The sequence below is a fragment of the Prolixibacteraceae bacterium genome (assembly GCA_019856515.1).
Classification (GTDB): domain Bacteria; phylum Bacteroidota; class Bacteroidia; order Bacteroidales; family Prolixibacteraceae; genus Halosquirtibacter; species Halosquirtibacter xylanolyticus.
Window position 1 is genome coordinate 4,069,468 of the sequence record CP082230.1, and the last position, 13,562, is coordinate 4,083,029.

Annotated in this window: 3 protein-coding genes, 2 tRNA genes and 5 rRNA genes; all 10 read left to right on the forward strand. The window is 42.8% G+C overall.

Features of this window, described 5'->3' with window-relative positions; all coding sequences use genetic code 11:
* The first annotated feature begins 24 nt into the window (after window positions 1-24).
* The 10 genes from rrf (K5X82_14970) (at window position 25) to K5X82_15015 (ending at window position 13,480) form a co-directional block, all read left to right on the forward strand.
* A 5S ribosomal RNA gene (rrf, locus tag K5X82_14970) occupies window positions 25-135 on the forward strand.
* Window positions 136-282: 147 nt separating this feature from the next.
* Window positions 283-1,806 (forward strand): 16S ribosomal RNA (locus K5X82_14975).
* Window positions 1,807-1,945: 139 nt separating this feature from the next.
* Window positions 1,946-2,019 (forward strand) — tRNA-Ile (locus K5X82_14980).
* 31 nt (window positions 2,020-2,050) lie between these two features.
* Window positions 2,051-2,124, forward strand: a tRNA-Ala gene (locus K5X82_14985).
* Window positions 2,125-2,255: 131 nt separating this feature from the next.
* Window positions 2,256-5,135 (forward strand): 23S ribosomal RNA (locus K5X82_14990).
* Between the two features lie 126 nt (window positions 5,136-5,261).
* Window positions 5,262-5,372 (forward strand): 5S ribosomal RNA (gene rrf, locus K5X82_14995).
* Window positions 5,373-5,431: 59 nt separating this feature from the next.
* A 5S ribosomal RNA gene (rrf, locus tag K5X82_15000) occupies window positions 5,432-5,542 on the forward strand.
* The 16S, 23S and 5S rRNA genes sit together here with 2 tRNA genes alongside, the layout of an rRNA operon.
* A 1,346-nt stretch (window positions 5,543-6,888) precedes the next feature.
* Window positions 6,889-8,457 carry a sulfatase gene (locus tag K5X82_15005; protein QZT36542.1) on the forward strand — a complete coding sequence of 523 codons (1,569 nt, stop codon included), beginning with the start codon at window positions 6,889-6,891 and terminating at the stop codon, window positions 8,455-8,457.
* 317 nt (window positions 8,458-8,774) lie between these two features.
* Window positions 8,775-11,123, forward strand: a complete 2,349-nt coding sequence (locus tag K5X82_15010) for a hypothetical protein (GenBank protein QZT36543.1) — start codon at window positions 8,775-8,777, stop codon at window positions 11,121-11,123.
* Between the two features lie 323 nt (window positions 11,124-11,446).
* The gene (locus K5X82_15015; GenBank protein ID QZT36544.1) at window positions 11,447-13,480 is read left to right on the forward strand and encodes a putative porin; all 2,034 of its coding nucleotides are present in this window, start codon (window positions 11,447-11,449) and stop codon (window positions 13,478-13,480) included.
* Window positions 13,481-13,562 lie beyond the last annotated feature (82 nt).

Sequence of the window (13,562 nt, forward strand, 5' to 3'; positions counted from 1 at the left end):
ATATAAATAACCGTATTTAAGATTTAAGGTGGTTATTGCATAGGGGTTCCACCTCTTCCCATTCCGAACAGAGAAGTTAAGCCCTACCGCGCCGATGGTACTGCAGAGATGTGGGAGAGTAGGTCGCCGCCGTTTTAATAAAAGATCAATTCACTAGAGTTGATTTTTTTATGAACTAAACGTTCTTTGAAGATTTTTTTTGATAATGACAAGTACAAAAAAGCAACCGTCAATCTAATAGATTTTTGAGTTTTTGTTGAGCTAAATTAATTAACTTTTTATACAACGAAGAGTTTGATCCTGGCTCAGGATGAACGCTAGCGGGAGGCCTAACACATGCAAGTCGAGGGGTAACGGAAGTAGCTTGCTACTAGACGACGACCGGCGCACGGGTGAGTAACGCGTATGTAATCTGCCTTGTACAGGGGAATAGCCCAGAGAAATTTGGATTAATGCCCCATAGTATTATTGAGTCGCATGACTTGGTGATTAAAGCTCCGGCGGTACAAGATGAACATGCGTGACATTAGCTAGTTGGTAAGGTAACGGCTTACCAAGGCTACGATGTCTAGGGGTTCTGAGAGGATGATCCCCACACTGGTACTGAGACACGGACCAGACTCCTACGGGAGGCAGCAGTGAGGAATATTGGTCAATGGACGCAAGTCTGAACCAGCCATCCCGCGTGAAGGATGACTGCCCTATGGGTTGTAAACTTCTTTTATATGCAAATAAACCTACTTTCGTGAAAGTAGCTGAAGGTAGCATATGAATAAACACCGGCTAACTCCGTGCCAGCAGCCGCGGTAATACGGAGGGTGTAAGCGTTATCCGGATTTATTGGGTTTAAAGGGTACGTAGGCGGTAATATAAGTCAGTGGTGAAATCCTGCAGCTCAACTGTAGAACTGCCATTGAAACTGTATTACTTGAGTATACTTGAGGTAGGCGGAATGAGTAGTGTAGCGGTGAAATGCTTAGATATTACTCAGAACACCGATTGCGAAGGCAGCTTACTAAGGTATAACTGACGCTGATGTACGAAAGCGTGGGGAGCGAACAGGATTAGATACCCTGGTAGTCCACGCCGTAAACGATGATTACTCGCTGTTGGCGATACACAGTCAGTGGCTAAGCGAAAGTTTTAAGTAATCCACCTGGGGAGTACGATCGCAAGATTGAAACTCAAAGGAATTGACGGGGGCCCGCACAAGCGGAGGAACATGTGGTTTAATTCGATGATACGCGAGGAACCTTACCTGGGCTTAAATGTACGGCGATCGGTCTAGAGATAGACTTTTCTTCGGACGACGTACAAGGTGCTGCATGGTTGTCGTCAGCTCGTGCCGTGAGGTGTCGGGTTAAGTCCCATAACGAGCGCAACCCCTATCTTTAGTTGCTAACAGGTTAAGCTGAGGACTCTAGAGAGACTGCCACCGTAAGGTGAGAGGAAGGTGGGGATGACGTCAAATCAGCACGGCCCTTATGTCCAGGGCTACACACGTGTTACAATGGTCAGTACAAAGGGCAGCTACCTGGCGACAGGATGCTAATCTCTAAAACTGGTCTCAGTTCGGATCGGAGTCTGCAACTCGACTCCGTGAAGCTGGATTCGCTAGTAATCGCGCATCAGCCATGGCGCGGTGAATACGTTCCCGGGCCTTGTACACACCGCCCGTCAAACCATGGAAGCTGGGGGTGCCTGAAGTCTGTTACCGAAAAGGAGCGGCCTAGGGTAAAACTAGTGATTGGGGTTAAGTCGTAACAAGGTAGCCGTACCGGAAGGTGTGGCTGGAACACCTCCTTTCTGGAGCCGACAAGAACGGTTAAAGAAAATCGACGAGATTAGGTTGTTTTTTCTTGTCATATCAAAAAACCTTATATACCCACATAACCAAAGTGGATAGCGTTAGGCTGAAAAACTAAGGTGGTTATGTTTATAACATAGTCCCGTAGCTCAGCTGGTTAGAGCGCTACACTGATAATGTAGAGGTCCCAGTTCAAGTCTTTGGCGGGACTACATTCGTAATATTATTTATACGAGGTTATTTGGGGGATTAGCTCAGCTGGCTAGAGCGCCTGCCTTGCACGCAGGAGGTCATCGGTTCGACTCCGATATTCTCCACACATTTATATTGATTTAGTTAGATTTAATTTGATTAGATCGGTGTATATAAGTTCTTTGACATTCTGGAAAAAAGTAATCTGTAAAAGAATACAACAGATATCGAGATTAACATTAAAGGTTAATTATAATAGAAAGTAAGTAAGGGTGTATGGTGGATGCCTAGGCTCTTAGAGGCGATGAAAGACGTGATAAGCTGCGATAAGCTTCGGGGAGGTGCAAACAACCTTTGATCCGAAGATTTCTGAATGGGGCAACCCAGCCAATTTATTGGTTATCTGACTATGTCAGAGGCAAACCCGGAGAACTGAAACATCTAAGTACCCGGAGGAAGAGAAAACAAAAGTGATTCCGTTAGTAGTGGCGATCGAACGCGGATTAGCCCAAACCAATTACGTTTCGGCGTGGTTGGGGTTGTAGGACTGCGATATGAGATTATGCGTGAAGTAGAAGTAACTGGAAAGTTACACAGAGAGGGTGATAGTCCTGTACACGTAAGCAAATATGATCTAGCAGTATCCTGAGTAGGGCGGGGCACGTGAAACCCTGTCTGAATCTGCCAGGACCATCCTGGTAAGGCTAAATACTCCTAAGAGACCGATAGAGAACCAGTACCGTGAGGGAAAGGTGAAAAGTACCCCGAACAGGGGAGTGAAATAGTACCTGAAACCATACACTTACAAGCGGTCGGAGCATCATTAGATGTGACGGCGTGCCTTTTGCATAATGAGCCTACGAGTTACTCCTCACTAGCAAGGTTAAGAGCTTAAGGCTCGGAGCCGAAGCGAAAGCAAGTCTGAATAGGGCGTCGAAGTTAGTGGGGGTAGACGCGAAACCGTGTGATCTACCCATGGGCAGGTTGAAGTCTTGGTAACACAAGATGGAGGACCGAACCAGGAGCGTTGAAAAGCTCTTGGATGACCTGTGGGTAGGGGTGAAAGGCCAATCAAACTCGGAAATAGCTCGTACTCCCGAAATGCATTTAGGTGCAGCCTTGGATATAGTATTGCAGAGGTAGAGCTACTGATTGGATGCGAGGGCTTCACCGCCTATCAACTCCAGACAAACTCCGAATGCTGTAATATGATTACCAGGAGTGAGGGCATGGGTGCTAAGGTCCATGTCCGAAAGGGAAAGAACCCGGACCATCAGCTAAGGTCCCCAAGTATATGTTAAGTTGAACAAACGAGGTCTGATTGCATAGACAGCTAGTATGTTGGCTTGGAAGCAGCCATTCATTTAAAGAGTGCGTAACAGCTCACTAGTCGAGCGATCGGGCATGGATAATAATCGGGCATCAAACATATCACCGAAGCTATGGATTTAATGGACTACCATTAAGTGGTAGGGGAGCATTCTGACTGCGTTGAATGTGCACTGTGAGGTGCGCTGGAGCGGTTAGAAAAGCAAATGTAGGCATAAGTAACGATAAGGAGGGCGAGAAACCCTCCCACCGATAGACTAAGGTTTCCTGATCAACGCTAATCGGATCAGGGTTAGTCGGGACCTAAGGGGTAGCCGAACGGCGAACTCGATGGACAACGGGTTAATATTCCCGTACTTTATATAGTTGTGATGGGGCGACGGAGTGATGAAAGCACCGCGTACTGACGGAATAGTACGTTGAAGGGCGTAGGTTATGAGATGTGTAGGCAAATCCGCACGTTGAGCTGAAACCCGATAGTACCGAGAGTCTTCGGACGATTGGATAGTGTGCCTAAGGGCTTCCTAGAAAAACCTCTAAACGTAGATTATATAAACCCGTACCGCAAACCGACACAGGTAGTCAAGGAGAGAATCCTGAGGTGCTCGAGTGATTCATGGCTAAGGAACTAGGCAAAATCGATCCGTAACTTCGGGAGAAGGATCGCTCCTCGCAAGGGGAGCCGCAGTGAAAAGGCCCAAGGCGACTGTTTATCAAAAACACAGGGCTTTGCTAAATCGAAAGATGATGTATAAGGCCTGACACCTGCCCGGTGCCGGAAGGTTAAGTGGGGGCGTTATCCGTATGGAGAAGCGCTGAAATGAAGCCCCGGTAAACGGCGGCCGTAACTATAACGGTCCTAAGGTAGCGAAATTCCTTGTCGGGTAAGTTCCGACCTGCACGAATGGTGCAACGATCTGGGCACTGTCTCAGCCATGAGCTCGGTGAAATTGAAGTATCGGTGAAGATGCCGATTACCCGCAACGGGACGGAAAGACCCCGTGAACCTTTACTGCAACTTCACATTGATTTTGGGCAAGTAATGTGTAGGATAGGTCGGAGACACTGAAGCGGCGTCGCTAGGCGTTGTGGAGTCGTCCTTGAAATACGACCCTTTGCTTGTTTGAAACCTAACTCAGCAATGAGGACATTGTGTGGTGGGTAGTTTGATTGGGGTGGTCGCCTCCAAAAGAGTAACGGAGGCTTCTAAAGGTACCCTCAAGACGATTGGTAACCGTCTGTAGAGTGTAATGGCACAAGGGTGCTTGACTGTGAGACCAACACGTCGATCAGGTACGAAAGTAGAGCATAGTGATCCGGTGGTTCCGTATGGAAGGGCCATCGCTCAAAGGATAAAAGGTACTCCGGGGATAACAGGCTGATCGCTCCCAAGAGCTCATATCGACGGAGCGGTTTGGCACCTCGATGTCGGCTCGTCACATCCTGGGGCTGGAGAAGGTCCCAAGGGTTGGGCTGTTCGCCCATTAAAGTGGCACGCGAGCTGGGTTCAGAACGTCGTGAGACAGTTCGGTCCCTATCTGTTGTGGGCGCAGGAAACTTGAGAGAAGCTGCTGCTAGTACGAGAGGACCGCGGTGGACAAACCTCTGGTGTATCAGTTGTGCCGCCAGGTGCATTGCTGAGTAGCTACGTTTGGAAGAGATAAGTGCTGAAAGCATCTAAGCACGAAGCTCCACTCAAGATGAGGTTTCCTTAGAGGGTCGTTGGAGACTACGACGTTGATAGGCTGCAGGTGTAAAGGTTGTGAGACCAAAGCCGAGCAGTACTAATTACCCGAAACTTTCATTAGAATAAAAGATTAGTTGTATTTAGATTACTTTTTCCAGGAGCATGTCAAAAGATATATTGAACTATGTATGCTGATAATGTTAGATTGTAACATTAAGTCAGATATAAATAACCGTATTAACAATTTAAGGTGGTTATTGCATAGGGGTTCCACCTCTTCCCATTCCGAACAGAGAAGTTAAGCCCTACCGCGCCGATGGTACTGCAGAGATGTGGGAGAGTAGGTCGCCGCCGTTTTAGTAAAAGATCAATTCACTAGAGTTGATCTTTTCAATGACATTATAATATTTACAATTTAAGGTGGTTATTGCATAGGGGTTCCACCTCTTCCCATTCCGAACAGAGAAGTTAAGCCCTACCGCGCCGATGGTACTGCAGAGATGTGGGAGAGTAGGTCGCCGCCGTTTTACAGAGAACCGATTCTTATTAAAGAGTCGGTTTTTTTGCGTCTATACTTTTTGTGAATAATGCTATAGATGAACTATGGAAATTATTGTGTCTCCATTATGGCAAGAGGAACCTCTCCCCGACATCATTGCCCTTTGGGAACAGATAAGTTAAGCCCTACCGCGCCGAGGCTACTGCAGAGATGTGGGAGAGTAGGTCGCCGCCGTTTTACAGAGAACCGATTCTTATTAAAGAGTCAGTTTTTTTGCGTCTATACTTTTTGTGAATAATGCTATAGATGAACTATGGAAATTATTGTGTCTCCATTATGGCAAGAGGAACCTCTCCCCGACATCATTGCCCTTTGGGAACAGAAAAGTTAAGGACTACTGTGCTGAGGCTACTGCAGAGGTGTGGGAGAGTAGGTCGCCGCCGTTTTACAGAGAACCGATTTTTATTAAAGAGTCGGTTTTTTTGCGTCTATACTTTTTGTGAATAATGCTATAGATGAACTATGGAAATTATTGTGTCTCCATTATGGCAAGAGGAACCTCTCCCCGACATCATTGCCCTTTGGGAACAGAAAAGTTAAGGACTACTGTGCTGAGGCTACTGTAGAGATGGGCGAGAGTAGGTCGCCGTCGTTTTACAGAGAACCGATTCTTATTAAAGAGTTAGTTTTTTTGCGTCTATACTTTTTGTGAATAATGCTATAGATGAACTATGGAAATTATTGTGTCTCCATTATGGCAAGAGGAACCTCTCCCCGACATCATTGCCCTTTGGGAACAGAAAAGTTAAGGACTACTGTGCTGAGGCTACTGCAGAGATGGGCGAGAGTAGGTCGCCGCCGTTTTACAGAGAACCGATTCTTATTAAAGAGTCGGTTTTTTTGCGTCTATACTTTTTGTGAATAATGCTATAGATGAACTATGGAAATTATTGTGTCTCCATTATGGCAAGAGGAACCTCTCCCCGACATCATTGCCCTTTGGGAACAGAAAAGTTAAGGACTACTGTGCTGAGGCTACTGCAGATATGGGCGAGAGTAGGTCGCCGCCGTTTTACAGAGAACCGATTCTTATTAAAGAGTCGGTTTTTTTGATTGATAATCTGGATATTGGTTGTTTGGAATTTAAAGACTATTGATGCTGTGTGAATTCGGTTTTGATGTTGAGTGAGTTGGGTTTTGGGTGTTGAGTGATTGTTTATAGTGAGGGATGTAGGGATGATTTATTTAGGAGGAGAGAAAATGAAATATGCACGTTAACAATGAGTTGATTGTTACATAGGTGTTATGGATTGTGCGTATTTGTTCGCGGAGATGAAGGTGGACTGATAGCTTTGGTATAAAAACTTTGTGTGTATGTTTCGTATTGATAAAGCTGTAACTGTAGGATTGTCGTTAATCTCTTTGGTGTCGTGTCGAGGAGAGGTGAAAAAGAAGAGTGAGGTGGAGAAGCCGAATATTCTGTATATTATGTGTGATGACCACACTGCAAATGCAATTAGTGCTTATAAGGGGCGGTATGCGGATGTTTTTCAGACTCCCAATATTGATCGTATTGCGAAAGATGGGGTGTTGTTTACGAATTGTAATGTGACCAACTCTATCTGTACTCCGAGTAGGGCTACTATCATGACAGGTAAATATGGTCATAAGACAGGAGTGTATACGTTATGGGATGATTTAGATGTGAAGGAGAAGACTTTCCCTGTGTTGTTGCAGAAAGCGGGGTATGAAACTGCTATTATTGGAAAGTGGCATCTACACACCCAACCTCAAGGTTTTGATTATTATAGTGTTCTTCCAGGTCAGGGTAAGTATTTTGATCCAAATTTTCAGGATTCGAATCACGAATGGGAGCCAGGTAAGAAGGTTAAAGGTGTAAAATATAAGGGGTATGCTACGGATGTGATTACGGATCAGTGTTTGTCATGGTTAAAGCAAAGGGATAGTGATAAGCCTTTCTTTTTGATGTGTCATCATAAGGCACCCCATGGTTTGTGGGAGTATCATCCTAAGTATGAGCATTTGTTGGATGGAGTTGATATTCCAGAGCCGTCATCATTGTTTGATCCAAAGGATTCGAGGTCGAAAGGATCGAGAGCTTATGGTCGCAATATGGATGAACTTTCGGGTCGTATGAACAAAGGGATGCGTAAGAAAGAGTATCCAACAGGGCGATTGAATACGGAAGGGATGAATTATGAACAACGTGTCAAGTCGGCTTATCAGAAGTATTTGAAGGATTATCTTCGAACGGTGGCATCTATTGATGAGAATGTGGGTCGTTTGTTAGATTATTTAGAGACGAGCGGATTGGCAAAGAGCACGGTGGTGGTATATACTTCGGATCAAGGAATGTTTTTAGGAGAGCATAACTATTACGATAAGCGTTGGATGTATGATGAGTCGTTAAGGATGCCTTTGATTGTTAAGTATCCACAGAAGGGACAGAAGGATGTAAGAAATGGGGATATGATTACCAATTTAGATTTTCCTGAAACCATCTTGGATATTGCTGGGATTGCTATACCAAGCGATATGCAAGGGCGAAGTTTTAAGGAGAACCTAAAAGGGAATACGCCGAAAGATTGGAGACATTCGATGTATTACCACTATTGGATGCAGATAAAGGGTTCGAATGTGCCAGCTCATTATGGTATTAAGACGGATCGATATAAGTTGATCTATTTTTATGGTCGTGGATTGGGATTGGATGGCTGTACTAAGGGTTGGGATACACCTGAAGGATGGGAGTTGTATGATCTAAAGAACGATCCGATGGAGATGCACAATATTTATGATGATGCCAAGAGTGCTTCGCTGGTAAAGCAGCTGAAGTCAGAGCTTTTGACATTGAAAGAGAGATATGGTGATGATGATAAAAATTATCCTGAATTGTATTTACTAAGTAAAGATGAGTTCTAGATTATTTTCTTTTCGAGTTATTCTACTTAGGCTTCTATATCATTATAGAGGCCTTTTTTTTTGTTTATTGTTGGGGGTGTAATCTTTGGTGATATTAGAACTTTTAGGCTTGTACGATGTTTTAATACCAATTAAACCATGAGATGAACACTGTTGTTGCGTTCTTGACTAAACAAGATATGATTGTACTGGTTTAGCATTTATTTGATCATTTGATTGGTATAAAAAGATTGGTATTGTTATTGATGTACAGATATCGAATTATATTTGTTCGGGCCGCTCAGAGGCGGGATGTTTAAAGTAATAAATGAAGGTGTATGAAGCTCAAGTTATATATAGTATTCATGTTGGTTTTGCCCATGATAATTAGTTCTTGTGATAGTAGTAGTGATGATCGCTATAGTTCAAGAGATAGTGTGGATCGGTTGGGGGTCGATATTGGGGTAAATGAACAACGTATGGTTGCTTACAGCAATAAGATGGATTCGTATTATCAGACGACAACGCATGGTGTAGAGAGTGAGTTGTATGGTTGGTTTGATGGATGGAATATTGGACAGCGACGTATTTTAAAGGGCTATCAGCTTTATGTCGATGGAATACTATTTGACCGAGCAGGTGCGAAAGTTAAGGTTTATCCTCACTATTTGGAGCGGAGAGGTGATCAAGGGGCTGAGGAACTATATTTGTTTGATGACCAGCAGTTCATAGAAGTTGATTTGTGTGATGTTGTTGGAGATTATGTTCGGATGAGTTTGGTTCATGGTGATGGACTGTTGGAGTTTATTGATGTGGATGAACGTGGGGTGATATTTCGATCTAAAGAGAGTGGCGGATATGTCTATTTAACTTCGGATGCAGAAGATATCTCGTTGAAGGATGGTTCTATTGATGTAAAAGTAGGTTCAGGTAGGTGCGTTCATTTCTATCTGATATATAGTAAGGATCGCTCGTTGTTAATGGATCAGGCGGCAGTTGCAGCATCGATGTCTCATAAGCTAAAGAGGGAACGGGCTGATCGAATGAATAGACTTATTCAGGAGTCTACCTATACCCAAACGAATGATACGTTGGTGAATCGTGCTTTGAAATGGTTTACGTTGACAATGGATGGGTTGGTGACACACCAAAGAGGATATGGTATTTATGCAGGAGTTCCGTGGTTTAATGAGTATTGGGGACGAGACACGTTTATATCTCTTCCTGGCGGTACGCTCGTTTTAGGCGATACATCTACTGCGAAACAGATTTTAGACTCTTTTGCCTCGGTTCAAGATACGGTGGAGGATTCGAAATATTATGGGCGTATCCCTAATATTGTGAAGATGTCTTCTTTGAATTATCATACAACGGATGGGACTCCACGATTTATTTCTCAGATGATGGCTTATGTGCAGTATTCGGGTGATACGGCTTCTATTGCCACTTTTTATCCTACGGTTAGAAGAAGTATTGAAGGTGCGATGAAGCGATGGACTAACGATAGAGGCTATTTGATTCATGCTGATAATGAGACATGGATGGATGCACGACGGGCTTCGGATCTAAAGTCCTATTCGCCAAGAGATGAGGCAGCCAATGATATTCAGTCGTTATGGATGGATCAGTTACTTACGGGGATTAAATTTGCGACCTATTTAGATCGAACGGAGGATGCTCGCAAGTGGCAGGCGATGTATGATAAGGTGAAGACACATTTTATTCGCGACTATTGGAGTGATAAGAGAGGGTATTTGGCCGATCGTATTGATCCTCGTGGGGTCGCAGACTATCAGTTGAGACCGAATCAGCTTTTTGCATTGAAGCATGTGGATGATATTAAGAAGAAGAAAAAGGTTGTTCGATTGGTATGGGAACGATTGGTTTATCCTTGGGGAGTCTCATCGCTTGATCATGATGATCCGGATTTCCACCCTTTTCATTTGGCATGGTCACACTATCATAAAGATGAGGCATACCATAATGGGACTGTATGGCAGTGGCTTAATGGTGTTGCGATGCAAGAGATGATTGAGATAGGGGGTAAGGATATTGCCTATAAGCTTTTTCATAATATGTGTAGGCAAGGTATGGAACGTACTGGTGTTGGCATGGTCAATGAGAATAGTGATTGTTATCCACATAAAGGAGGGGACTATCCTCGACTTACAGGAACCTATTGGCAGGCTTGGTCGGAGGCGGAGCAGATAAGGGTATGGTATCAATATTTCATGGGGGTGAGGCCGAGTGATAATGCATTAGATGCCATCACATTTGCTCCTCGTATACCTACAGCATTAACGGATGTGGATGTGGAGGTGCCGATAATGGGTGGTCATATCCGATATTCGTTCTTACGAGGTACAGGTTTGATGGATAAGTATCTTATTCACTCTGATGGTGTTGTGACGAAACTGATACTTGATTTTCCATCTTTCTCGAAGCGGGTTATTGAGGTCGCTGATGGTGATGTTATCGAGGTGGGTATTGGAGAAGATCTTTATTATGAATTAAGGAATGTTGTAGGTGAGGTGATAAAGAGAGAGACGTTGGACATGGATGAGCATCGACGACGTAAATATTTGGAGGGATATCACGAAGTGCAGAATGTGTTGTTTGCACAACCTAACTGGAACATAATATATCCTGTTCTTGAGAAAGCTTATCAGGGAGGTCAAGGGTTTTGAATTAGATACTATATCTCTCATTTCAAATTAGAATTGGCATAAAATTATGGCATTGTTTTTGACTGTTGTATAGGATATTCTTCTGTTTTTAAGAAGAATTATAACACTATGTTTAATAGTACTTGCTATAAAAAGCCTAATTATTGAATAATAGTGGCTATAATTCAATAAAAAATACCCGTAGGTTGATTATTGGAAATTAGGTGTATTTAATTGTATTATAGTTTGTTAAGTGGTGTGGTGTGTTGGAGGGTATGAATTGTCACATACGATTAGGGCTTAAAATCATTGAGAACAAGATTTAAATATTTACTTTTGCTGCGATGAAATTATTGTACGTCATATCATTATTTGTTCTCGTTATCCTCGGAACAGTGTCTACATCTCAAGGTCAAGTAAATGACCTGACAGGGATTGAAGAATCAGAGGAGGAGAGTGGGCATAATCATCCTGAAGAGAGTGATTCTATAAAGTCGTACATTAAAACGTGGCGTTTTAATGAAGACTTCTCACAGAAGATCACGACAGAGATGGATACTAGTTTGACGCATTTTCATCAACGACGCTTAGATCAAAAGAAGAATATATATGTGCAGAACACAGGTAACTTAGGTACGGCATATCAATCTTACTCTTTTTTTGAGCGAGACTACTCTGTTAGTGGATTCCAGTACTTGAAAAATTATCAAGATTATATTACGAATCCAAACTCTGTGGTTTACTATAATACCACAACGCCTTATACTTTATTGGACTACTCACAGTGGTGGAATAATAAACCCAAAGGGCAGACTACTTTTCATGTTATTCATACACAAAATATCACTCCTTATCTGAACTTTGGGTTTGACTATAAGTATAATGGCTCTGATGGTCGTTATCAGTATCAAAACAGTACGGATAATTCATTCACTTTCTTTACGAATTATGAAGGAGAGCGATACTCTGGATATCTGAGTTTTTCACAAAACAAGGTTAGCCAGCAAGAGAATGGAGGGTTGCGAAACCCAAATGTGATTCATAACAAAGATCTGAAGCCTGAGAACTACATTGTGTGGATGGAAGGGAGTCAGAATGTGATGAAAGAGTTTAATATCTCTTATAATCATAAGTATGACCTGGGTAAATTCGAGAAGGTACAGTATGAAGATGGTGTATATGAAGAGTTCGTACCTAAAATCACGTTGATGCATACGATCTCTTATCGTAACGATACAAAATCGTATACAGAGACAGAGGCTAATCCGTCGAATGGAACAGGTTCTACATTGGATTCGGACTATTATTATGGATATAATCCCACCTACTATTTGTCGGATAGTCGCACGGATGATTTTGCAAAAGAGAGCGTATTGTCTAACTTGTTACAGGTGAAATTTCAAGAGGATGAGGATCGTAAATACTCATTTTCGAAACGTGTGTATGGAGGTTTTGATATCATAGGAGAGCAACTGCCACAGACAGAACAGATTCTTACGCCGGAGGGGACACAGTCTATTTCGGGAGTGAATATCAAGGAGAATTTGTATAATGTGTATGTTGGCGGAGAGGTGGCACGCGAGAAAGGGAAGTTTTGGAACTGGTCGGCAGGAGGACGTTACTATGTAACAGGATACCGTAGCCAGGATCTATCGCTTTATGGTGTGATGTCGAAGCCGATACGAACGAAGCGTGATACATCATTTTTGACGTTGAATGCAGAGATGGATTTGACTACGCCTAACTATTATGTGCAGAAATATACATCGAACCACTATAAGTGGGATAATAATTTTGATAAAACATATCGTCTATTATTACATGCAAAATATGAGAAGCCATCGATCCATTTCAAGGTAGGAGCGGACATGGCCTTTATTAACAATTACGTATACTATGGATATAACGTAGTACCAGAGCAAGCAGCGAGTGAGTTCTCTGTTTGGTCGGTCTCTTTACAAAAAGATTTCCATTTTGGACCATTCATAATGGAGAATCGTATGATCTATCAGAAAAGCAGTTCTGATACGTACATTCATATACCGTCATTTATATTTAGAAATAGTACTTACATTAGTGGCTATATATACCCTGTATTAGAGGGACAGTTTGGAGTGGACACATATTTTTCAACGAAATATTATGCGGATAAATACTCTCCATCTTTAAATCAATTCTATTTACAAAATGACGAGAAAATTGGAGGATATCCAGTTTGTGACCTATTCTTATCGCTTAAGTTAAAGCGTGTGAGATTGTTTGTGAAATATGCATTTGTTAACCAACTACTTGGAGGAATTGACTACTTTACATCACCATCGTATCCAATACAGCCTGCAGATCTCTCTTTCGGAGCATCGTGGAGCTTCTATGACTAAATAGATATATAATTTTTTGAGAAGACCTTATACGAGATATAGGGCAAGGTAACGGATGAACCATATTTAAGGAACATTGTTT

Coding starts and splice junctions, on each gene's coding strand:
- K5X82_15010 (QZT36543.1), top strand. CDS start 8,775: ATGAAGCTCAAGTTATATATAGTATTCATGTTGGTTTTGCCCATGATA.
- K5X82_15015 (QZT36544.1), top strand. CDS start 11,447: ATGAAATTATTGTACGTCATATCATTATTTGTTCTCGTTATCCTCGGA.
- K5X82_15005 (QZT36542.1), top strand. CDS start 6,889: ATGTTTCGTATTGATAAAGCTGTAACTGTAGGATTGTCGTTAATCTCT.